The sequence below is a fragment of the Adhaeribacter pallidiroseus genome (assembly GCF_003340495.1).
GTDB lineage: Bacteria > Bacteroidota > Bacteroidia > Cytophagales > Hymenobacteraceae > Adhaeribacter > Adhaeribacter pallidiroseus.
Genome location: NZ_QASA01000001.1, coordinates 4,578,351 through 4,603,177, shown reverse-complemented (window position 1 = coordinate 4,603,177; position 24,827 = coordinate 4,578,351). Strand labels below are relative to the sequence as shown.

The window sequence follows — 24,827 nt, the reverse complement described above, 5'->3', positions numbered from 1 at the left end:
GGGTACTATTACTTAAGTAACAAAATATAGAGAATTATTTTTAGAATCAAAAATTAAACCTAGATTTTTTAAAAAATATGCGAGTAATTAGAATTTGTTTTACGAAATTGATAAATAATCAGGCTTAAACATCTAAAATTCGTTATTTAATCAATTGCTGTTATTAGTTTATGGCCTCTACTTTACCTACCCGTTTATTGCTTCAAAACCTAACCCACTACTTAGCAGGTTTAGTGCTCTTGTTAAAAGGAATAACCAAATTGGCTTACTATCCGGAACACCGCTTTTATGTACTTGCCTTTTTACTGGCTGGCTGTATTATTGTCTGCGGTACTTTTTTTCATCATACCCTCGAAAAACGATTCCGCTACATTACTGCTTTATTCCATTTGATAGAAGCTGGTGCTTTGTTTTTGCTGGGCTATTTATACGCCCACGAAGGAAAACAGTATTTGCCTTATCCAATTTATGCGGCGGCAGTTATGTTTTTTATAGCGGCTATGCTTGGTATTATTCGGCACCGGTCTTCTTTGCCGCATGTCTAAAACTTTCCGTTCCTTTAGTATTGCAAATAGAGATTAAGCTGGCTCTTTATCTTTAAAGTTACCAGCAGCATCAAATATAAAGCTAAGGGGATGGAGTGGATCTTGTAAAATTTCGGTAGCTGTAATACCCCAGCGCTTGAGCATTTCTTCGAACATCTGGGTGTAGCCGCTTAACTGCCACGGGTTAAATACCGAAGCGGTAATATCATCGATTAAAGTATCTAGTACCAGCATGTCGTCACTGGGTTTTACTGGCCGCACAAAGTATTCCGGAATAACATTTAATAAGTAAGCCGCATAATATACCTGCGCTTGAAATTCTGCTGCTTGTTTGGGGTACAAGGCTTTTCCGGTTAAGGGGTGCCACAAGCGGTGCAGGGCTTCTTTTAGAATGCCATTGTCCAGCAAACAGCTCACCAGTAAGGTATTGCCCTGTTTTATGCTAATCATCATAGTATGCAAATCGTCGCGGAATTCAAAAGCCGGACTGTCTGCGTCAGGTTGAAGCGGCGCTATAAAAACAGAGCATGGCATAAAGTCTGCAAACTGCATGGGTACTCGAATCGACTGCAGCACCTTGAAAAACGACTGCATTTTATCGAGCATGTAAATATCTTCGGTAAGTAAAAACGGGGGTTTTATCAATGGGTCTTGCTCGGCATTTATCTCACGTACCAATAAGCCATAAAAAATTTTGCCCAACCATTGAAAAAGTATTTTCGGGTCGAGCTGCTGCCAGCCGGCTAAACCTTGGGTAGCAGCCGCTTGTACTTTTTGCTCTAGCGGGCCAAGATGATGTTCCCGGCAATTGGTGCAGCACGGTAAGGTTAGTTCGGCGTAAGTCAAAATGCTTTTATCCAGCAGCAATAATTCTTGGTGAGCCAGGTTATAGCTGGTCGTTAACCAATCCGGAAATATAGGAATTACCTCCGTGGGGTTTACGGGTTGCCCGCATAAAAAACAATTTTTATGAATAAAGGATAACTGTTGAAATGGATTATATAGGATGAGATTAGTCATAGTAAAGCAGAAGTTGTAGGCAAAGTTACAAAATCAAAAGGGTAAGAACATGTAACGTTAGGGGCTTTGTGCCAGCTTAACCAATTAATACGCTTCTGGTAATAGTAGCATTATTGGGCTATTAGTACAGGCCTTTTCGCTTATATTTGGCGTTTAATAGGGGCACCAAGCCAGTATCATCGTACTTCGGCGCACCCGGAAGTAGGCACGGTACTTGTCTGATAACCCGTATTCTTTTAATCAATCTATAATCTTTTAAAACTTATGAAAAACGCGATTTTATTTTTCTCCTTCTTTTTATTTTTGCACCAATGGAGTTTAGCACAAGCTCAGCCTTCGGCGGTTTTACCGCCATTAGTAAATGTTTCGGGCTATGCCGAAGTAAAAGTACAACCCGATGAAATAAGCTTGCAAGTAGCCGTAGAAACCCGCGATAAATCTTTGGATGAAGCCAAAAGGCAAAATGATAAAAATGTAGCGGCAATTTTGGCTTATCTTAAAAAGAGTGGCGTAGATGCTAAAAACGTACAAACTACTTACATGAGCGTGCAACCCATTTACTCCGGTAATTTTGGCCAGGCTACGCCGGATGTGTATACCGCTACTAAAACCATTAATGTTTTGGTTAAGAAAATAGATACTTTTGATGAATTAATGGCGGGGATGTATAAAGCCGGTGCCAACCGCGTAGATGGAATTGATTTTAGAACTTCGGATATACAAAAGTACCGCGAACAAGCCCGTAAATTAGCCATGCAAGCTGCCCGCCAGAAGGCCACTGCCTTAACCGGCGAATTAGGCGCCAAGGTGGGCCGGGTATACTCCATTAACGAAGCCGGCAGTAATTATCCAGGGCCAATTGCCTATGGACGGGCCAATAAAATGATGGAATCAGCAGCGTTTGATGCAACTGGCGGACCAACTATTGCGGCGGGCCAAATTATAGTTTCGGCTTCTATTGATGTTAGTTTCCTGATAGAGTAGAAAATTTAAAATTTGAAAAAAAGCCCGGTTCAGGTACCTCTGTCCGGGCTTTTTTTGAGATGCTGCCTCCAGTTTTAGGTTAACTATCTTAAAATGAATAAAACAATTCGTAGCATAACGCAGTTAACCAAAGTATTATGCCGGTATATGCTTACCACTAAGTAAGTAACAATTGAAAATGTGCTAGAACAATCAGATATTAGCTATAAATAATATAAATCAGCAGCAATAATAAATTTAAGTGCTCCGAACATGCGGTGTTTGTCAGAGGAATTTTTACATATCGACTGGGATGAAGAGTACGATCTTCTTTATTTGGAATGGCATTATTACCCGGGTAACGATAAATTCCGCGATAGTTTGGGTTTAGTCTTAAACCTGGCCCAACAGAAAAATGTAAAGTTCGGCATTGCCAATGTGCAACAATTAATGGCAATGGCGCCGGAAGATATTAATTGGTTACTCGATAACTGGTTACCGGAACTGCTTACCTTATCCATTCAAAAAATAGCTTTAGTACTGCCTCCCAGTATTTTTGAAGAATTAGCCAGTGCTTATTTACAAAAATTAGATGTAAGTGTTCTCTCCTTCGAAATTGAGTTTTTTGCGCAGGTAACAGCGGCTTACCACTGGATAAAGAATAAACCATTAACCGGGGCAAACCTCCACATGGAATAATGGTTTTTTACTAACCTGCAACTTGTGTTACACCTGTTTTTGAATAGATGAAATTTAAAAAAAAATCTATCTGTTTCGCCCGAAATACTATTTCTGATTTTTAAGCATGTTCTCTGCTACTCCAGATTACATACAACATACCTGGTTGATGCATTTCATAAGCTCTTTTGTACCAGAAATTTAAAAAATAGATTTCTGGTATTAAGTTTAATTCCACATATTTGGGAGCTTAATAGCAGAACAACATGGCACTATCTCCTTTTGACTTATCTGGTAAATTGGCATTAATTACCGGGGGCGGCACCGGTTTGGGTTTGGGTATCGCCGAGGCATTTATTCAGGCCGGCGCCCGGGTGGTAATTACGGGCCGCCGCGAAGAAGTTTTACAGCAAGCTTGTAAACAGCTTGGCCCTGAGGCCAGCTGCCAGGTAAACGACGTGGCCGATTTAGAATCTATACCGGGAATGGTGCAAACCGTAGAACAAAAACACGGTCCGTTAGACATATTGGTGAACAATGCGGGTATAAATTTAAAAAAACACACCTTTGAGGTGACCGATGCCGAGTTTCAAGCAATTATTCAAACCAACCTAAATGGTTTATTTGCTTTAACCCGCGAAGTCTCTAAGAGTATGGCCAAGCGCCAATCCGGCTCTATTATCATGATTACTTCCATGGCTGCTTTGTACGGTTTACCTTTGGTAAGTGCTTATTCCGCTTCTAAATCGGCGGTGTTGGGCATGACCCGGGTGCTGGCCAGCGATTTATCACCACAAGGGATTCGGGTAAACGCCATTGCGCCAGGTTTTATTCAATCGCCCATGTTGCTGAAAGCCCTGGAAACTGATCCGGAACGCAAACAAAAAGTATTAGGGCGGACGCCTTTGGGTGGTTTTGGACAGCCTTCTGATATTGGCCTGGCTGCCGTATTTCTGGCTTCCGATGCGGCCCGATTTATAACTGGCATTAACCTACCCGTAGACGGGGGTAATTCGATTGGTTTTTAATTTGTGCGAGCGTAGCTGTCTTGCTAAGTAATATTCTGATTAGTTCGCTAGCATTGCCCAGTTACAAAGCAATTTTTAAATTTTTGATTTACGGTACCTGCTCAAAAGCAGAATAGAAGCAGGCTTGCTTTCCTGGTGGGCTGACGGTAGCGTTACCGGTAAGGTTATCGTAAAAAAAATACCGCTGAAACCAAAAAAGCTATATTATTTCATTTAAATTACCCGATAAAGTTGATCTTAAAAACTACTTCTGTGCGTCCGGTTATTACTTTTGGCGAAATTATGATGCGGCTTTCTACGCCGGGGTTTGCCCGCTTTTCGCAAGCTACCAGTTTTAATGTTACCTACGGCGGCGGCGAAGCCAATGTAGCCGTGTCGCTGGCTTATTTTGGTATTCCGGCGGCGCACGTTACCCGCTTCCCGGATAATGATTTGGGTCAGGCAGCTACTGCCCTATTGCGTCAGCACCGGGTAGGTACCGAACACATTGTATACGGCGGCGACCGGCTGGGTTTGTATTTCCTGGAAACCGGAGCCATAGCCCGGCCCAGTAAAGTAGTGTACGATCGCGCCAATTCGGCTTTCGCCCAACTAGAACCCGGCATGCTAAACTGGGAAGAAATACTGGCCGATGCCCAATGGTTCCATTGGACCGGCATTACGCCGGCTATTTCGGCGGGTGCTGCCCAAAGTTGCTTGGAAGCGATCTGGGTAGCTAACAAGTTAGGTATAACCGTGTCGGCCGATATTAATTACCGCAAAAATTTGTGGCAATACGGTAAAAAAGCGCACGAGATCATGCCCGAATTAGTAGCTGGCTGCGATATTATTGTGTCAAGTGTAGGTGATGCCGCGGATATTTTGCAGATAAAGCCTATAAAAGAAGATGCCGATGCCTTTACTTCGGTGTGCCGGCAAATCATGCAGCAGTACCCAAAAATTAAAAAAATTGTAAATACCAAAAGAGGTTCGGTGAGCGCTTCGCATAATACTTTAGCCGGTATGCTCTGGAACGGCCAGGAATTGCTGCAAACCATTACCCACGATATTACGCACATTATCGACCGGATTGGTGGCGGCGATGCTTTTATGGCGGGTTTCATTTACGGGCTGCTAACTTACCAAAACGATCAGAAAGCCTTGGATTTTGCGGTAGCGGCTTCGGCGCTCAAACATACCGTAGAAGGCGATGCCAACTTAGTAACCGTAGCCGAAGTAGAGCCGGTAATGGAAGGCGACAGTTCCGGCAGGTTGAAGCGGTAATTTTTAGTTTACAGACGATAGTCAATAAACGAAAGTAAATTTTAATTTTTGATTGATCTGTAACAGTAACTAGCTGCTCAATCAACATTAAAAAAAATAAAAATATTTAAAAAATTATCTGTGGACCATGGTCCGTTGACCATGGACTAACAACAAACAACTAAATAAAAATGGCCCGCTTTACCCGATTGCAAACCTACGCCAAGATGGCGGAAACCGGCTTGGTGCCGGTATTTTATCATGCTAATTTAGAGGTTTGTCAGCAGGTGCTGGCGGCTTCGTACCGGGCCGGTGTGCGCGTATTTGAATTTACCAACCGCGGCGATTTTGCCCACGAAATTTTTGGTGCGCTTAACAAGTTTGCCGCGCAGCATTGTCCCAACATGATTTTGGGTGCTGGAACTGTTTTCGAAGCCGGTACTGCTGCTTTATACATGCAATTAGGCGCGTGCTTTATTGTATCGCCCGTTTTAAAAGACGATGTAGCTATTACCTGTAACCGCCGCAAAGTAGGCTGGATTCCGGGTTGCGCCACCATGGGCGAAGTGTCGCGGGCCGAAGAATTAGGTGCCGAAGTTGTAAAGATTTTCCCGGGCGATGTGGTAGGACCCGCTTTTGTAAAAAGCTTGCTGGCGCCTATGCCCTGGTCTACGGTAATGGTAACCGGTGGCGTAAAACCCGAAGCCGATAACCTGAAAGCCTGGTTTCAGGCCGGCGTTACTTGTGTGGGCTTAGGTTCGCAATTAGTACCGGCCGATTTATTAAAAAATCAGGATTACGCGGGCATTGAAAACCATATAAAAACCACCATGGATTTGGTAAAGCAAGTAAGATCATAAGGAATAAATAAACGGGTACTTCAAACAAATAGTCTATGCAAACCTTAACAAAAACTGTTGCCACCGGAGTGGGTTCTTACCGCTGGACTATTTGTTTTCTCGTATTCTTTGCCACTACCATTAATTACCTCGACCGGGCGGTAATTAGTTTATTAAAATCTAATCTGGAAACGGAGTTCCGGTGGACTGAAACCGATTATTCTAACATCGTAATTGCTTTTCAGTTGTCGTACGCCTTGGGCATGCTGGGCGTAGGCCGTTTAATTGATAAACTAGGCACCAAGTTAGGTTATGCTTTATCGATTACCCTCTGGAGTGTGGCGGCCATCGGGCATGCTTTAGTAAAAAGTACTTTTGGTTTTATCATTGCCCGTTCGGCGTTGGGCATTACCGAAGCCGGCAATTTTCCGGCGGCTATCAAAACGGTAGCCGAGTGGTTCCCGAAAAAAGAACGGGCTCTGGCCACTGGTATTTTTAATTCCGGCACCAACATCGGGGCGATCATTGCGCCGTTAACCGTACCTTTTATTGCGGTGCAGTGGGGCTGGCAATGGGCTTTTATTCTCACCGGTTTAATCGGCTTTATCTGGCTGGTGGCCTGGTTCTTTATTTACGAAGTACCGGCTAAGCACGCAAAACTCTCCCGCACCGAATTTGATTATATTCACAGCGATGTGGATACGGCCACGGATACCCAAAACGCCGATAAATCAGCTTCCTGGATAAAATTGCTGGGCTTCCGGCAAACCTGGGCTTTTGCCTTGGGTAAGTTTTTAACCGATCCGGTGTGGTGGTTTTATTTGTTCTGGCTGCCCGCTTTTTTAAAAGCAGAGTACGGTGTAGAAGGTACGGCCATGGCTTTGCCGGTGGCTTTGGTTTATACCTTATCTACTTTTGGCAGTATTGGCGGGGGCTGGCTACCGTTAAAATTTATACGGGGCGGTATGCCGGTATTTAAAGCGCGTAAAACGTCGATGCTGATTTATGCTTTTTGCGCTTTGCCGGTTTTATTTTCGCAGTACCTGGGTTCGTTTAATATGTGGCTGGCCGTGTTTATTATTGGTTTTGCGGCATCGGCACACCAAGCCTGGAGTGCCAATATTTTTACTACGGTATCCGATATGTTTCCTAAAAAAGCGATTGGTTCCGTTACGGGTATCGGCGGCATGTTTGGCGGTTTAGGCGGCATGCTGATCGCTAAATTAGCGGGCAAGTTATTCGATCACTACAAAGCTTTAGGTACCATCGAGATTGGGTATTACATTATGTTTTTGGTTTGCGGCAGTGCGTATCTGCTGGCCTGGCTGGTTATGCATGCGTTGGCACCCAAAATGAAACAGGTAAGTTTGTAGGGTAAACTTCACTAATAACTATCTGTAAGCCGGATTTATGGATCCGGCTGAAACAATTGAGAAAACAATTTTTTTAAAATTTAAGGCTTTAACTCCCAAAAGTCGGTAGCTGGTAGATATTCTTCTACGCCGGCTAAACTAGGTTTAACTTGTAAGCCCAATCCTAAGTAAACTTTATCGTCGATGGTATTGGCGGTTACTTTTACGTTACCAACACCCGGATAATCGGTATACTTTTGCCAGGAATCAGTTGCCGGATCGTATTGCCAGATATCCCGTAAGCCGCCGGGCGTTTCTTTCGCTTGGCCTAAACCATAATACCCTTTGTCTTTTACCGAAAAGGCTACACCATTGATGCGGTTTTCGCCCGGAAAATCTGCTTTTTGCAGCCAGGTGTCGGTATCCGGGTTGTATTCATACAAGCTTTTGGTTATACCGGATACCGAAGTGTCTTCAATAAGGACATACCCTTTTCCACCGATGGAGAAGCCTACAAAATTGCCTAAATAAGGACCCGGAAAATTATTCTGTTTGTGCCAGCTCATGCCATTCAACAACATCCATACGTTGCGTTCCGGGCGGTTTTCTAGTACATAGGTCTTCGTGTCTAAAGTAAAATGCGTCAGGGTAGAATAGCCAAAAGGAAAATCAGGGTATTCTTCGGTGGTACCTCCGTAAAAAAAGTCGTACTGCCAGAAATCTTTTTGGTAAATGTACTTGCCGGGAATACTTTCTTTAATCTGGTAACCGCCGCCAAAGTAAGTAGCTTCATCGCCAAATTTATTTAGTTTAAACAAGAGCGGCTCAAACCGGTTCGGTCGAAAGATAAGGTCTTTCTGTCGTTCCCAGGTATCCCGGAAAGTAATGTAATACCATACCTCGGTGTTAAAATTATCGGTAGGGCGTAAGATAATAATGCCGCCGCCTATTGCTGTACTGCTTACCAAGTTCGATTTATCGGACCAGTTAATATTGGCTAAGGAACGCCAGATAAAAGGAGATTGGTGTTTTAATACTATCTCGTTGCTGTAATAATACTCCTCGGCTAGCCGCACGTAGGCTCTTATATAAAAAGTTTTTCCTAATGCTAATTCCGAAAGTAGTAAGGTCGATATGGAAAAGTCCGGTATTGTAATTAACGTTTTCTTGTTGTCGGATATCGTTGGCGCTAGGTTTTCTGACCAGACTACCCCGTATTCGTACTTTCCTTTAGGGTCTATATTACTTAGTTCAACTTTGGCTTCGGCTTGCGCAGGATCTACGGAGTATACCGACAGCAAGGTAACACGAGGCGCCGCGGGGGTACCTTCTGGTTCGTTTTTACAAGCAAAAGTTCCAAGAAGTAAGAGTAGAAAAAGCCAGAAACGGGAACGGGGTAGAGCCATTTTTTAAAAAATATAAATGTGAAAGAGCCATTTATCACCTGTAAAGCAAACGAGAACGTCCTGCTCTTGTGGGTTACCAGTTTTCCGGTGGCAAAAAACCAGCATTCGGGTAGGCTAACCGACAATCGCCTGGTTGGATAAATTCTTTATAATAATCCGGAAACAAAACCAAGGTATCACCACTAATGGTGAGGCGCTTGCGCGAAATGCCAGAAGCACCAAAATAACCCAGCGCTAATTCCGCCGGATTTTCGGTGTTCGCAATATTGCCTTCCAGGGGAGCGGGTAAAGGATCGAAAATGCTGCCCACCCGGCTTTGTTGCTCCTGAAACCGTTGCCAGAATTGATACGCTTCGCGCGAGAGGGAGTATTGGCTTATTTCGACGTATAGTTTTCCTTGGGCATAATAAGGCGCAAAAAAAACTTCCCGGTTTTTAATCTGGTTGCCGTTTATCCGTTCGTCCGTAAAAATATTAATGGTGTTATCAAAAACAGGAATCCAGCAATTGGCACAGCAAATACCGCCACCCAGCAGGGGTTTACCTGCCGACACCCGCCGGCTATACCCATAAGCGGTCCACCGATAGTAATTTTCCGTTTCTCCGGGATCTTTGGTATCGGCGGTTACCTGGTAGCCGCTGGGTTTACTCCGATCCGCTACGTCTTTAAAAACGGCCGTTAAATTTTCGATGGGAGGCACGGGGGACAGCATTTCGGGCGTGGATACAAAGGTTTTGCCCTGCGGGGTTACAATTTTTAAAGTATACGATCGGCCCACTTGCCCCACAAAAGTAGTATCGGTAGTCCGGTAAATGCCCGGTTGCTGAATAATCGGTTTTAGCGTAACCGTAGCGCCCGTATTATCCGAAATAGTTACCAATGCCCCACTCACGGCCAACGAGGCCGGAGCCGTGCTGCCGCCTTTAAAAGTGCCGGTGTAGGTTAGCCGAACGGTATAAGGGGTTTTTTCATTGGTAATTAACCCTTCCACTACCAGCTTCTGCTCTTCATTCCGGATAGGTAAATTTACTTCGTCGATGCAAGCGGTAAGAATACCTAAACCCAGTAGCACTAACAAAACAGTATACTTGAAGCGCATTTTTTTAAAAATTGAAATTCCAGGTGAGTGATGGTATAATGGTGCCGAAAACGGCTAAGCGGTAAGACCGGGTCCAGCTGCTATCGTTGGTAAAATAAATGGAATAAGGGTTCTTGCGGGCATACAAATTATAAAAAGATACTATCCATAATTGGTATCTTTCCTGATCTTTTGTTTTGCGGGTATCTTTGGTGAAAGAAACATCCAGCCGGTGATAATCCGGAATGCGGTCGGCATTGCGGCGGGAGTAGTTTACTACCGGCACTTCGTTTAAAATGTATTTCCCATCGGGGTAAGTAGCTGGCCGGCCGGTGATGTAAATAAAATTAGTAGCAAAGGTCCAGCCTTTACCCAGGTCGTATAAACTAGACAAAGCCAGGTTATGGGGCCGGTCGAAGGTAGAAGGAAAATAATCGCCTTGGTTTACTTGTTCAATGGCAAAAGGAGATTGCAACGCCACCAGCGACCGGGAAAACGTATAACTTGCCTGCCCCGTCAGTCGACCGGAATTTTTATGAACGCTCAATTCTACGCCATAAGCTTTGCCCTTACCCGGTAGCAAGTCGGTTTCAATGCTGGGGTTTAGCAACAAGCGGGCCCCGTTCTTGTATTCCACCAGGCTTTGCATGTTTTTGTAAAAAGCTTCGACAGAGGTTTCCCAGTTATTATTCTGAAAATTCCGGAAAATGCCTACTCCCACCTGGTCGGCTATTTGCGGGGGCACAAATGCATCGCTTACCTTCCAGAAATCTACCGGCGATATAGCGGTAGTATTGGATATCAAATGCAGGTACTGGCGCGTACGGTTGTAATTTAATTTAACGGCCGTTTTGTTATCTATTTCTACCCGCAAAGCTACCCGGGGTTCCCAACCACCGTACGTTTTAATGGTTTGCCCTTGGTTGTAAAGCAACGTATCGGTAACTGTTTCGGTACTGCGAGGTACATCGGTTTGGTATCGAAACACCCTGCCCGCTCCGGTGTTGTTAAACCGGGAGTACCGTAATCCGATTTGTAAGGAAACTTTCGGCCCTAAATACCACTCATCGCTGACATAAGCGGCTTGCTCCACACCGTGTTCTTTTTCGAGTACCACAGAATTGATGTTTGATTCCGAATCAGTTGGTTTTAGCTCGCCGGGGTTGATGCGGTAACGAATAGTACTGGCTCCTGCTTCTATTTTGTGCCGGGGAGTAGGTGTGTACGATACATTAGCTTTTATTTCCTGGTGTTGGATAGTAGAGTTTAGCTTAAAACCATACGCCGGATTAAGGCCTTCGGTACCAAAACCATATTCGCTGTGGATGGCATTTACCGAAAAAGAGACTTTATCGGATACCAGGCTGTTCCACTGCCACGAAGCAGCATTCGACTGCCAGGAATAAGCGGTATCTTCCGGGAATTTAAAACTATCGTAGCTGCGGTAAAGCGTAAGCGAAGTAAAATTCTTTTCGTTTAGCTTATATTGTATTTTGCCATTTAAGTCATGAAAAAAAGCTTTATTCTTTTTAGTATCACCCGGAAATGCCCGGATAATCCAGTTGGGATAAGCTACCCGGCCACCCACCAAGAAAGTAAGTTTATTTTTTAAAAGTGGGCCTTCCAGCAATAAGCGGCTACTGATCGGGCTAATGCCACCGGAAAATTTTAACTTTTCGTAATTGCCGGGTCGCATTTTTAAGGTAAGCAACGAAGAAAGCCGTCCGCCAAACTGGGCCGGTATGCCGCCTTTATACAACGAAACATCCTGAATGGCATCTGGACTAACGCTGGCAAAAAAGCCTAGTAAATGCGAGGTGTTAAACAACGGGGCACCATCCAGTAAAACCAGGTTCTGGTCTACCCGGCCACCCCGCACGTTAAAGCCTCCTGCCCCTTCGCCCACGGTAGAAACACCGGGCTGCAGGGTTAGTACTTTTATAATATCGCTTTCTCCCATTACTACCGGTATTTTTCTAATATTAATCAAGTCCAATTGCACGCGGCTCATCTGCACACTTTTAATATTTTGGTCGGGCGCTTTGTCCGTGATGGTTAAAGCATCCATTTGCTTGTTCTCCTGCACCAACGATATGGTAATGCGGGTATTTTGCCGGATAGCCACGTTGCGGGTTTGCGGTTGATAACCCACCGAAGAAAAAGTAATTTGGTAATTTCCGGTTGCCAAGAACAATGTAAAATTTCCGTTATCATCGGCTACGGTTCCTTTACCGGTATTTTTAACAAGAATATTAACTGCTTCAATTGGTTTTCTAGTTAACGCATCGGTAATAACGCCGCTAAGCTTAAATTGAGCAATAGCCGGCATACTAATGAGCCACAGAAATGCCTGTAAGCAGATTAAGGATATTCCTTTTCGGTAATTACCGGTAAAAAAATTAGAAAGGCAAAAAGTTGATTCTTTGAACAAAAAGCATCTGTTAAGCACCATGGCTGGTTCTTGATTATAGGGCTATGATCCTGGATATACACACTAGGCAAGATCAATAAATATAAATAAAAATAATTTAATTAGTTCCTCATTAAGTTATTAACAATGTCGTAGTTGCTATTTATCGAACAAGGTTTTTTAAATTTTAAAGCAAGGTCTATAAAATGTATAAAGTACAATAACTGATTTTGCCTATTTAGTATATATTTAACAAAAACCGGTACTTATAGGACTACGAAAACGTTCCCGAATATAACCTTGCTTGTGTATTACGGGAGTTTAGAATAAAATTTGTAATTATTTTTTTAAAAATTATATATTAAAATTTATATTTTATTATAATTTTTAAAAAAAACACAATGAGATTTAATAAAATTATATATTATTAAATTTTTAAAGCAAATTAATGTTTTCTACAAAGCAATCTTACTATATTTATAATAATTTTTTACTCCTCTTAACAAAAACAAACTTGTGTCTATGAAAACAGTTACCCATCGTTGGCAACGGAATAGTTGCCTGCTATTACTGTTGGCCGCACTAGGTAGCCCGAGCTATTCTAATCCACTGCTAAAGCCAACTTATTCTTACACGAAAACCATTGATTGGCAAATTACGGGCAAGGTTACCGATGCAGCCGGCGGAGCAGTACCCGGAGCTACGGTGGTTTTAAAAGGTTCGGCTTCTGTAGGCGCAACAACTGGAGCTGATGGAACTTTTAGCTTGTCTGTACCAGAAGCATCAGGTACCCTGGTTGTTTCTTTCATTGGTTATACTTCTCAGGAAAAACCTTTTACCGGCCCGGGAACCATTAATATTGCGCTTTCGGAAGATACCAAAGCCCTTCAAGAAGTAGTGGTAGTAGGTTATGGCACGCAAAAAAAAGCGGATGTAACGGGTGCTGTTACCCAGGTTTCGGCTAAGGATTTTAACTCGGGTATTAATCCTAATCCTTTACAGGCGATTCAAGGTAAAGTAGCGGGTTTGGTTATTACGCAGCCTTCCGGCGACCCAAACGGCTCACCTACTATTCGTTTACGGGGGTATACTTCACTAGCGGGCGGCAGTGATCCTTTATACGTGGTAGATGGAATTATTGGGGTGCCCATTAACAGTATATCGCCGAACGATATTGAAACCATGGACGTGCTCAAAGATGCTTCGGCTACGGCTATTTATGGTTCGCGGGCGGCAAACGGCGTTATTATTATTACTACTAAACGTGGAAAAGCCGGTACTACTTCGGTAACCTTTAACAACTACGTAGGGATTGAACATATCTCCAACCGTTTAGACTTATTAGATGGCGATCAGTTCCGGGCCGAAGTAACCCGGGTAAAAGGCGAAGCTTCGCTGAGTGATAATTTAAAATTTCCCAAAGATGCAAGTGGTAATGGCTACAGCACCGACTGGTTTAAAGAAATTACCCGCGTAGCTTATACTAATAACCACAACTTAGCTATTACCGGCGGTGGCGAAAATTTTTCATATCGGGGCTCCTTAGACTATATCAAGCGGGAAGGTATTATTAAGAAAACCGGCTTCGACCGGATGACCGGCCGGGTTAACCTGGATCAGAAAGCGCTGGATGGCCGGTTAAATGTGCAATATAGCTTATCTTACACCCAAACCGATCAGGAAAACAAGAGTGATGATATTTTGAACCGGGCCATTCTGTATTTACCAACCCTGCCGATACGCAATCCAGATGGCTCCTACTACGCTATTCCGGGAAGTTTCGATTTACTAAACCCGGTGGCAATGCAGAACAATTACCTGAACGATGAACTGAAAAGAGTGTTAATCGGGGGCTTAAACGTTAGATACGAAGTACTAAACGGTTTAGTATTAGGAGTAAATGGAGCATTGCGTAACGAAAATGCCGTTAATAGTCAGGCGTACAACGGCGATATTCCCGGTTTATACGGTCAGGGGGGGGCTTCCCGGGCTCTTTACCAAACGAATAATAAGTTACTGGAGTTAACGGCTTCGTACACCAAAGGCTTTGGCGAAACCAGTAACTTTAACATATTAGGTGGCTATTCGTACCAGGATAACGTAAACGATGGATTTGGTGCTGGAAATAATGATTTTGTACAGGGTTTGTACGATATTTTTGGTTATAACAACTTATCGCAAGGCAGAGGTACTTTAATTAATCCTAGCTCCGGATATACCGGTTCGTACCGCAATCGTACAACTTTAGTTTCTTTCTTTGGCCGTACTACCTTTAACCTGCTTAATCGCTATAATATTACCGCTACTCTGCGCCAAGATGGTAGTTCTAAATTTGGAGCTAACAATAAGCGAGCATTATTTCCTTCCTTTGCCGCTGGCTGGAACATATCTAACGAAAGCTTTTTACAAGGTACTACCGCTGTTACAAATTTAAAATTACGCGCCGGCTGGGGGCAAACTGGTAACTCCGAAGGTATTGCGCCTTATCAATCCTTATTACTTTATGGTCCTCAGGGTACTTACTACGATGGTAAAGTCGGAGACTTCTTGCCAGGTTATGGCGCTACCCAAAACAGGAATCCTGACCTGAAATGGGAAGTTATTCAGCAAGCTAACGTTGGTCTCGACTTTACTCTATTTGACCGCGTAACCGGTACTATTGATATTTACGACAAGCGTACCAAAGATATGTTATATAATTATAATGTGTCAGCAGATGGCGTTACATACTTCGTAAATACAATTACCGCTAACGTAGGCGAAATGAGCAATAAAGGTATTGAGGTTTCTTTAAATACCGATATTATCCGGAGTGGTAAATTTACCTGGAATACCCGTTTAGTGGGTTCGGCTTATAAAAACAGAATTGAGAGCCTGAAAAACGATCAGTTTGATGTGGGTATTGTGCGTTATAACGATTTCGGTGGCCGGGGTTTATCCAATGTATTTGCTTCCCAATTAGAAGCAGGTCGTCCTTTGGGTGAATTCTATATCCCTCATTTTGTGGGATTCTCTGATAAAGGGGAAGTGTTATTAGAAGGCGATCCGGAAAAAAATGGTGGCAGTACTGAACCCGTTACCGAGTACGGCAAGGCTAAATTAAAATATAGCGGTACCGCTCAGCCTCGTTTCACGGCCGCTTTTATCAATACTTTCCAATATGGCAATTTTGATTTAAACTTTCAGTTACGGGGAGTGTTTGGTAACAAAATTTTAAATAATACCTATTCTAATGTAACTATTCCGGGCAGTGTTTTGGAAAGCAACCAGCTTACCGATGTTACCGGGTTCCCCGCTAATTACAGCACTAACCAATTATCAGATTTATTTTTAGAAAACGCCTCTTTTGTACGCTTAGATAACTGGCAAATTGGTTATAACGTGCCGATAGGGGATAGCAAAATATTTAAAAATGCCCGTATTTATGCAGGCGGTAATAACTTGTTTGTTATAACGAAATACAAAGGTGTAGATCCAGAACTAGAAGTAAAAGGCGATTTACGGGATAATGGCCGCAGCCAACAGCTTAACTCTGTAGGTCTGGATAACCGAAGTATTTATCCGAAAACCAGATCTTATCAACTAGGGGTTAATGTAACATTCTAGTGATGAATCCATTGTTTTGTATTAGATGCATCTGATCTAAAACTGATTAATGTAATTAAAACTAATAAAGATTAAGAAAATGAATACATATAATAGATATCTTTTACTAATAGGTTCTGCTATTGGGTTATCTATAGTTCAATCGTGCACGAATCTGGACGAAGAAGTGAGCGACCAAATTCCACAGGAGCTATATGGCAAAAATCCGGAACAATTAGAAACCTTGGTGGGGCCGCTTTACGGTGGTTTAGCTGGTTACTTTGGTAATTACCATGATCTGAACACTACCACCGACGAACAAATTGTACCTACCCGTGGCGGCGACTGGAAAGATGGTGATGCCTGGAAACGCTTGTACCAGCATACTTGGAGCCCCTCCACCGATGATGGGCGATTTAATGGCCTTTGGACTTTTGTTTACAATAACGTTACCAGTATTAATCAGCAACTCGCTAATCCAGCTATAACGACTGATAAAACGATCGTGGCTCAATTAAAAACCTTGAGGGCTTTCTATCATTACATTGCCATGGATAACTTTGGTAACGTAATTATTGCCGAACAACTCGGTGGCGAAAGTCCAGCCCAAAAAAGTAGGCCTGAAGTGTACGCTTACGTAGAGAAAGAACTGCTAGCTAATTTACCCGACTTACCTGAGACAGTAGGTGGTGCCCAATATGGCCGGATGAATAAGTACGTGGCACACATGATTTTAGCCAAAATGTATTTAAACGCGCAGGTTTATACGGGTACGCCGCAATGGGCGAAGGCAATTGAGCAATGCGATTTAATTATTAGTTCGGGCAAGTTTTCATTACCGGCTAACTTCCTCTCTACTTTTAGCGTCACCAACGAAACCTCTCCGGAAATTATTCTGGCTACCCCGTTTGATAATAGCAAAAAGGGTGGGATGAATATCGAAATGAAAACCCTGCACTATGCCAACCAGCTTACTTACAATCTGAACCAGGCTCCGTGGAATGGTTTTGCTACTTTAGCCGAGTTTTATAATTCCTTCGAGGAAAAAGATGTACGCAAAAAAATGTGGATCGTAGGGCCACAGTTTAAAGCGGATGGTTCTCCGCTGCTGGACGATGGGGTACATCTGACATTTACTCCCGAAATACCGCAGTTTGAAATGCCTGCGGGAATCGTAGCCCGGTCAGCGGGGGCCAGAAGCCAGAAGTACGAAATTCAGCGTAACAATTCTAGTGCGGATCAAGATAATGACTTTGTTATCTTCCGGCTGGGCGATGTAATTTTGATGCGCGGCGAAGCTCATTTCCGCAATGGGAACACTGCCTTAGCTCTAGAAGATTTTAATACGATTAGAACCCTGCGGGGCGTGGATCCTTTTACTACCCTTACCGAAGACATGATCTTAGCAGAACGGGGCCGCGAACTGGCTTGGGAGTGTCATCGCCGGCAAGATCTTATCCGCTTTGGAAAGTTCACTTCTGCCCGTAAGTTTAAAGATGCTTCTCCGGAAACGCGAATCTTGTTCCCTATTCCGCAAAGCCAGTTATCTTTAAATCCGAATCTGAAGCAAAACCCTGGTTATTAAAATTAGTACAGCTCATCGTGAAAAAACAGGCCCGTTTTTGGGCCTGTTTTTTTAATGCTTGGTTCGGCAGGTATTATTTAAAAATTTAAAATTTATAATAAACACGCCGAATAAATTGTTAGCTGATAAAATTTACCAAGTACTCGTAGATTTTAAGTGCCGTTTATTCTTTTATATGCAAAAATATCTCTTTCTAGCACTCTTGTTTATTTGGGGTTGCCGGAATAAAAACTCCACTTCAGTATCGGAAAAGGGTACGCCATCAGATCCGCTTTTTGAAACTTTAACTCCTGTCCAAACCAATATCCATTTTACCAATCAGGTAATCGACGACAAAGAATTTAATATTTTTAATTACCGTAATTTTTATAACGGTGGTGGTGTAGCTGTTGGCGATGTTAACCAAGATGGCTTAGCCGATGTTTTTCTGATATCGAACATGCAGGAAAATAAGCTGTATTTAAATAAAGGAAAGTTTACCTTCGAAGATATTACCGTAACGGCGGGCGTGGCCGGTAAGCGGGCCTGGAGCACGGGCGTCACTTTTGCCGATGTAAACGGTGATGGTCTGATGGATATTTACGTGTGTAATGCCGGCAACCGGCCTAACGATGATCGGGCCAATGAGCTGTACATTTGTCAAGGCCTAGATAAAAATGGCATCCCTACTTACATGGAGAAAGCGGCCGAATATGGATTGAACGATAAAGGTTTCTCGACGCACGCTGCCTTTTTTGATTACGACCGGGATAACGATTTAGATATGTTTCTCCTGAACAATAGCTTTATTCCGGTTGGTCGGTTACAATACAGCAACCTGCGGGATCAACGCGATTCGCTGGGAGGCCATAAGTTTTTCCGGAACGATGGTACTAAATTTACCGATATCAGCGAAAAAGCCGGTATTTACGGGAGTATTATTGGCTTTGGTTTGGGTATTACCATTGGCGATGTAAACAACGATAACTGGTTAGATATTTATATTTCGAACGACTTTTACGAACACGATTATCTATACATCAACAATAAAAACGGCTCATTCATTGAGGATTCCAAAAATTATATGCAGCACCAGAGTCTCTCTTCGATGGGAGCCGATATTGCCGACATTAATAACGATGGTAACCTGGATATTTTTGTAACCGATATGCTGCCCGGCGATGACCAACGCTTAAAAACTACTTCGGTATTCGAGAGTTACGATTTGTTTCAGCTAAAACTAGCCCGCGATTTTCATTACCAATACATGCAAAACATGCTGCATTTAAATAATGGCAACGGCACCTTTAGCGAAATAGCCCGGCTTTCCGGGGTGCACGCTACAGACTGGAGTTGGGGCGCATTGCTGTTTGATATGGATAATGATGGCCTGAAAGATATTTTTGTGGCCAATGGTATTGCTAAAAACCTTACCGATCAGGACTTTGTTAACTTTCTGGCGGACGAAAACAATATGCGCCAGATGGCGGCTGGCAAAAAGTTTGATTTTAAAGAATTTTTAGATAAAATTCCTTCCAAACCTATTCCCAATTATGCTTTTAAAAACTACGGCAATCTGCAATTTAAAAATAAAGCCTTTGACTGGGGGTTAGGTAATCCTAATTTTTCGAACGGCTCGGCTTACGGCGATTTAGATAACGATGGGGATTTAGATTTAGTGGTAAACAATGTAAACATGCCGGTTTCGGTTTACCGCAACAAATCGACCGAAAAATTAAAAAATCACTTCTTGCGGTTTACCTTAAAAGGTTATGGTAAAAATCCGAATGCTGTAGGAGCTAAAGTGTATGTACATCAACCCGATAAACAACTATTTCAACAACAGATACCTAACCGCGGCTTTGAATCTTCGGTAGACTTTACCTTAGTTTTTGGATTAGGTAAAACTTCGCAAATTGATTCGGTAAGGGTTATTTGGCCCGATGATAAAATGCAGGTTTTGCACCAGGTAAAACCAAATCAAGACTTAAAACTAGATTATCAGCAGGCCAATCAAACGTTTAAATTTAAAAAGGAATCTATCTCCCAAACTTTTACGGAGGTTACCGGTCAGGTAAAACTCAACTACCGGCATGTAGAAAGCAATTTTGTAGATTATAACCGCGATGGTTTGCTCAAGCAAATGTTATCTACGCAGGGCCCGGCTCTGGCTGCCGGCGATGTAAACAACGATGGCCTGGAAGATGTATTTCTGGGAGGTGCTGCCGGAATGGCTAAGAAACTGTTCATGCAGCAAAAAAACGGCACCTTTGTAGATAAATCGCCGCTGGCTTTTAAAGCAGACAGTGTATTTGAAGACGTAGACGCCGCTTTGTTTGATGCGGATAACGATGGGGATTTAGATTTGTATGTAGTTACTGGCAGTAATGAATTTGAAGTAAATGCGCCCGAACTCCTGGACCGGTTTTACCTGAACGACGGAAAAGGTAATTTTACCAAAGATCAGCGTTTGCCCAATATTGCCGAAAATGGTTCCTGCGTAGCTCCGGCGGATTATGATTTAGACGGCGACCTGGATTTGTTTATTGGCAGCCGCATGATTTCGGGTAAATACGGTTATGATCCACCGAGTTATTTATATATCAATGATGGTTCCGGTAATTTTAAAAATTACACAAAACGGTATTTGCCTAAAAGCGAACTTGGTATGATTACCGATGCCACCTGGACGGACTTAAATGGCGATAAGTATCCCGAACTAATCGTAACCGGTGATTGGATGGCAATTACGCTTTTTAAAAACAACCAGGGACGTACTTTTACACCCATAGCTTTAAGTAATAATGCTAACTTAAGCGGTTGGTGGAATACTATAAAACCCGCTGATATAGATGGAGACGGAGATATTGATTTTATTCTGGGTAATCAAGGAATAAACAGTCGTATAAAAGCTACTGACCGGGAACCAGCGGAATTGTATGTCGGTGATTTCGATAAAAATGGTACCATCGAGCAAATTATTTCGTGTTATACCGAAGATGGCAAAAGCTATCCCATGGTACTCAAACACGATTTACAAAAGCAAGTGCCCGGCATTAAAAAAAAATTTATTAAATACGCTAATTACGCCAATAAGAAAGTAACCGATATTTTCTCAAAAGAAGATTTACAGGAAGCAGTAATTAAAAAAGCTACTAATGCGAGCACTTGTTTTTTAATTAACGAAGGAAATTTTAAATTTTCGATGAGGGCCTTGCCCATAGAAGCCCAGTTTTCTCCGGTTTTCGGTATAGAAACCCTGGATTACAACCAAGATGGAATTCTGGATATTTTACTGACCGGAAACTTTTACGATGTGTTACCCGAAATTGGTCGCTACGATGCTAACTATGGTTTACTGTTACAAGGCAAAGGACAAGGAGCTTTTGCAGCCATTCCCTCTGGCCAATCGGGCTTGTTAGTGAAAGGCCAAGTACGCCGTTCCGAAATAATTAAAGGCGCCAACGGTCAGACATTTCTTATACTAGCAAAAAATAATGACAAATTACAAGTATACCGTTACCAATAGCTGTAAGATTGGTTTTTACCACCTTGGTATAAGTTTATTTTGCCTTTTAGTCGCTTGTACTAACACTAAAAAAAATAGTGTAGCCGAAAAGCCTCTTTTTCAGGTAATAGATTCTAAAAAAACCAAAATTACTTTTACCAATACCTTAAAAAATACCGAGGAACTGAATATTCTGGATTACCTGTATTTTTATAATGGGGCTGGAGTTGCTGCCGGAGATGTTAATAACGATGGCCGTACGGATTTATTCTTCGTTGCGAATCAAGGTAAAAACCAACTTTATTTAAATAAAGGCAGCTTCCAATTTCAAAATATTTCTGAAAAGGCCGGTGTTCAGGGATTCGCCGATTGGAAAACCGGTGTTACCATGGCCGATGTAAACGGTGATGGCTGGTTGGATATTTACGTGTGCGCCGTGGGTAATTACAAAGGTTTGGAAGGTTCTAATGAATTGTACATAAACAATGGCCCTGAACCGGATGGTAGCGTAACTTTTACCGAAAAAGCCGCTGATTATGGTTTGGATTTTACCGGGTTTGCTACTCAAGCAACTTTTTTTGATTATGATAAAGACGGTGATTTAGATGTTTATTTGCTTAACCACGCGGTGCACACCTCCCGCAGCTACGACCGGGTTTCTACGCGCCACCTTCGTAATAACGAAGCCGGCGATTACCTTTTCGAAAATCAGTTAATTACATCTAAGAAAACAGCTGATAAAGGAACGGTCGTTAAGTTTAAAAATGTAAGTGAGCGAGCGGGCATTTACGGCGCTGCTATGGGTTATGGTTTGGGCATAGTGGTAGCTGATTTTAACCACGATGGCTGGGATGATATCTACGTATCCAATGATTTTCACGAAGATGATTATTATTACCTGAACAACGGGAATGGTACTTTTACCGAGAGCGTTAAAAATCACTTTCAGCATTTAAGCCGGTTCTCGATGGGCTGCGATGCCGCCGACATTAATAATGATGGTTACCCGGATATGATGACGCTGGATATGTACCCGGAAGACGAGAAAATTGAAAAATCATCGTTAGGAGAAGATTCTTACGATATTTATCAATATAAACTTCAATATGGTTACCATAACCAGTACAGCCGTAACTGTTTGCAGTTAAATGTTGGTGGACAGAAATTTTCGGATATTGGCCTGATGGCTGGGGTGGCGGCTACTGATTGGAGCTGGAGTACTTTACTGGCCGATTACGACAACGATGGCCGCAAAGATATTTTTATTACCAATGGTATTGTACGTCGCCCGAATAACCTGGATTATATTAAATTCGCTTCCGATGATTCCCTGCGGTACGCTATGGAAACATCGAACCACCTCGACCAGAAAGCGATTAGTATGATGCCGGAAGGCAAGGTGCATAATTACCTGTACCGGGGTACCAGTAGCTTGCGTTTTCAGGATGAATCTACTGCTTGGGGATTTGCTGAACCAACCATTTCCAACGGTGCTGCTTACGCCGATTTAGATAACGACGGTGATTTAGACTTAATTACCAATAACATAAACGCGCCAGCCAGCATCTATCAAAATCAAAACAATAAACTAACCAAGCACCATTTTTTAAAAATTAAACTGCAAGGAGAGCAGTTGAACACCTACGGAGTAGGAGCCAAGGTGTTTGTGAAACAGAAAGACCAGTTGCAATATCAACAATTGATGCCTACTCGGGGATTTCTCTCGTCGGTAGAACCAATTTTAAATTTTGGCTTAGGTAAAGCAGTTCAGGCCGATACTTTAATCGTAATCTGGCCAGACCAGAAAGTTCAGGTTAAAACCAAGGTTGCCGCTAATACTACGTTGCTCTTAAAACAAGCCGATGCCCAGGAAGAGGCTAAACCGTATTACGCCGCTTTATTCCCGCCAGCGCCGCCGCTTTTTGAAGAAGTATCTAAAACTGTTCATGTCGATTTTAAACATCAGGAAAACAATTACCTCGATTTTTACCGCGAGAGCTTGATGCCGTTCCAGGTTTCAACTGAAGGCCCCAAACTGGCCGTTGGTGATGTAAATAACGATGGGTTAGATGATTTTTACGTAGGGGGCGCTAAGTGGCAGGCCGGCAAATTATTTGTGCAACAGAAAAATGGGAAATTCCAGCCCTCTAATCAAGCTCTTTTCCAAGCTGATTCTACTTACGAAGACGTGGATGCCGCCTTGTTTGACGCCGACAAAGACGGTGACCTGGATTTATACGTGGTAAGTGGGGGAAACGAGTTCTACGGTAAAATGCCCGAACAATTCGACCGCTTATACCTGAACAATGGGCAGGGTACCTTTACCAAAAGCAGCAACCTGCCGCCCATGTACGATAACAAAAGCTGCGTAAAAGTAGCCGATTACGACCGTGACGGGGATTTAGATCTTTTTGTTGGTGGTCGGGTGGTAGGATATCAATACGGCAATGCACCTCATTCGTACTTACTCATCAACAACGGTCAGGGGAAATACTCCGACCAGACTGCCAAACTAGCGCCAACTCTCCAGAAGGCCGGTATGGTTACTGATGCTTCCTGGGCTGACTATGACCGGGATGGCGATTTAGATTTACTGGTAGTAGGTGATTGGATGCCCATCCGGATATTTGAAAATCAAAAAAACCAGTTAGTAGAAGTAGAGGAACCCAATGGTTTAGCGCAATCCGAAGGTTTATGGCAATCCATGCAAGCGGCAGATTTTGACAAAGACGGTGATCTGGATTTTGTAGTGGGCAACCTGGGTACCAATACCAAATTGCGGAAGCAACCAGATTCTAAATTAAAATTGTACGTGAAAGATATTGACGGTAACCAAACCCTCGATCATATTTTGGCTTACAGTTTAGGTGATAAGTGGTACCCCGTAGCCACTAAAGACGAGCTAGGCAAGCAGTTGCCCCTCATCAATAAAAAATTTACCAACTACAAAGAATTTCCGGGTAAAACCATCGAAGAAATTTTTAGCAAAGACGAGCTAAAAGATGCGAAAGTGTTGGAAGTAAACCGCTTTGAATCGGTGTATTTAGAAAATAACGGTAAAAAGCAATTTAAGGTAAAAGTGCTCCCAACCGAAGCCCAAGTATCGCGCATATTTGCTTTTCATACCGCCGATGTGAATCAGGATGGTAATTTGGATGTTGTACTGGGGGGGAATTTCTACGGCGTAAGCATGTACCAGGGCCGTTATGATGCCAGCTACGGTTTAGTATTGCAAGGTAACGGCAAAGGCGCCTTTAAACCTCTGCTACCCACTGCCAGTGGTTTCCTGCTAGAAGGGGAAGTCCGGGATATTAAACCGCTGCAAACTGTCTCAGGTTTGGTTTACCTGGTGGCCCGCAATAATGCATCCTTACAGGTGTTTCGGCCTAAAAAATCTAGGGCCACCGCTTTGGCTAATAAGAAAACTTTTATCAGATAATCGCATGGATAATGCTAAGCATAAAATGTTTTCCGAAGAGATGTTGTTAAGGAGGTAAGTAAGGTTTTTTTAAATATTTGCCTTTTTTAGTCTTTGCTTTTTAATTTCTATCTTTAAATAAAATACACCAAGGTGGTTTTACGGATTGAATTTATTTTCTGTAATACTGC

Annotated in this window: 15 protein-coding genes; 11 read left to right on the top strand and 4 right to left on the bottom strand. The window is 42.8% G+C overall.

The annotated features are described in order from the left end of the window. Window positions 1-170: 170 nt before the first annotated feature. Window positions 171-545: a hypothetical protein gene (locus AHMF7616_RS18345; protein ID WP_115374204.1), complete on the top strand. Its 375-nt coding sequence runs from the start codon at window positions 171-173 to the stop codon at window positions 543-545. 33 nt (window positions 546-578) lie between these two features. Here the strand turns inward: AHMF7616_RS18345 and AHMF7616_RS18340 are convergent, their stop codons facing one another. Continuing rightward, complete coding sequence (locus AHMF7616_RS18340) at window positions 579-1,565, bottom strand: hypothetical protein (RefSeq protein ID WP_115374203.1); 987 nt, start codon at window positions 1,563-1,565, stop codon at window positions 579-581. A gap of 264 nt (window positions 1,566-1,829) precedes the next feature. On the opposite strand from AHMF7616_RS18340, the gene AHMF7616_RS18335 reads away from it, so the two are divergent. From AHMF7616_RS18335 to AHMF7616_RS18310, 6 genes are all read left to right on the top strand, one after another. Next, on the top strand, window positions 1,830-2,549 hold the full coding sequence (locus AHMF7616_RS18335) for an SIMPL domain-containing protein (protein ID WP_115374202.1): 720 nt from the start codon (window positions 1,830-1,832) through the stop codon (window positions 2,547-2,549). A 252-nt stretch (window positions 2,550-2,801) separates the two neighbouring features. Further along, window positions 2,802-3,227 (top strand): hypothetical protein, encoded by a 426-nt coding sequence (locus AHMF7616_RS18330; RefSeq protein WP_115374201.1) that lies wholly within the window; start codon window positions 2,802-2,804, stop codon window positions 3,225-3,227. 245 nt (window positions 3,228-3,472) lie between these two features. Beyond that, a complete protein-coding gene (locus AHMF7616_RS18325; protein WP_115374200.1) occupies window positions 3,473-4,234 on the top strand; it encodes an SDR family NAD(P)-dependent oxidoreductase in 762 nt (253 codons plus the stop codon). 231 nt (window positions 4,235-4,465) lie between these two features. Beyond that, on the top strand, window positions 4,466-5,497 hold the full coding sequence (locus AHMF7616_RS18320) for a sugar kinase (protein ID WP_262511729.1): 1,032 nt from the start codon (window positions 4,466-4,468) through the stop codon (window positions 5,495-5,497). 170 nt (window positions 5,498-5,667) lie between these two features. Beyond that, window positions 5,668-6,336, top strand: a complete 669-nt coding sequence (locus tag AHMF7616_RS18315) for a bifunctional 4-hydroxy-2-oxoglutarate aldolase/2-dehydro-3-deoxy-phosphogluconate aldolase (protein WP_115374199.1) — start codon at window positions 5,668-5,670, stop codon at window positions 6,334-6,336. Between the two features lie 35 nt (window positions 6,337-6,371). After that, the gene (locus tag AHMF7616_RS18310; RefSeq protein ID WP_115374198.1) at window positions 6,372-7,688 is read left to right on the top strand and encodes an MFS transporter; all 1,317 of its coding nucleotides are present in this window, start codon (window positions 6,372-6,374) and stop codon (window positions 7,686-7,688) included. An 80-nt stretch (window positions 7,689-7,768) separates the two neighbouring features. Here AHMF7616_RS18310 and AHMF7616_RS18305 read toward each other — a convergent pair whose 3' ends face one another. The 3 genes from AHMF7616_RS18305 to AHMF7616_RS18295 form a co-directional block, all read right to left on the bottom strand. After that, window positions 7,769-9,073, bottom strand: coding sequence for a Kelch repeat-containing protein (locus AHMF7616_RS18305; protein WP_115374197.1), 1,305 nt, complete (start codon window positions 9,071-9,073; stop codon window positions 7,769-7,771). Window positions 9,074-9,146: 73 nt separating this feature from the next. Continuing rightward, on the bottom strand, window positions 9,147-10,172 hold the full coding sequence (locus AHMF7616_RS18300) for a DUF4249 domain-containing protein (protein WP_115374196.1): 1,026 nt from the start codon (window positions 10,170-10,172) through the stop codon (window positions 9,147-9,149). A gap of 4 nt (window positions 10,173-10,176) precedes the next feature. Next, window positions 10,177-12,480, bottom strand: coding sequence for a TonB-dependent receptor (locus tag AHMF7616_RS18295; RefSeq protein ID WP_115375680.1), 2,304 nt, complete (start codon window positions 12,478-12,480; stop codon window positions 10,177-10,179). 603 nt (window positions 12,481-13,083) lie between these two features. Here AHMF7616_RS18295 and AHMF7616_RS18290 point away from each other — a divergent pair. The 4 genes from AHMF7616_RS18290 (at window position 13,084) to AHMF7616_RS18275 (ending at window position 24,657) form a co-directional block, all read left to right on the top strand. Then, window positions 13,084-16,167, top strand: a complete 3,084-nt coding sequence (locus AHMF7616_RS18290; RefSeq protein ID WP_115374195.1) for a SusC/RagA family TonB-linked outer membrane protein — start codon at window positions 13,084-13,086, stop codon at window positions 16,165-16,167. Window positions 16,168-16,246: 79 nt separating this feature from the next. Then, a complete protein-coding gene (locus AHMF7616_RS18285; RefSeq protein WP_115374194.1) occupies window positions 16,247-17,731 on the top strand; it encodes a RagB/SusD family nutrient uptake outer membrane protein in 1,485 nt (494 codons plus the stop codon). A gap of 175 nt (window positions 17,732-17,906) precedes the next feature. Continuing rightward, a complete protein-coding gene (locus AHMF7616_RS18280; RefSeq protein WP_115375679.1) occupies window positions 17,907-21,239 on the top strand; it encodes a VCBS repeat-containing protein in 3,333 nt (1,110 codons plus the stop codon). Next, on the top strand, window positions 21,208-24,657 hold the full coding sequence (locus AHMF7616_RS18275; RefSeq protein ID WP_115374193.1) for a VCBS repeat-containing protein: 3,450 nt from the start codon (window positions 21,208-21,210) through the stop codon (window positions 24,655-24,657). Before AHMF7616_RS18280 ends, AHMF7616_RS18275 begins: the two co-directional genes overlap by 32 nt. The last annotated feature ends 170 nt before the right edge of the window (window positions 24,658-24,827 follow it).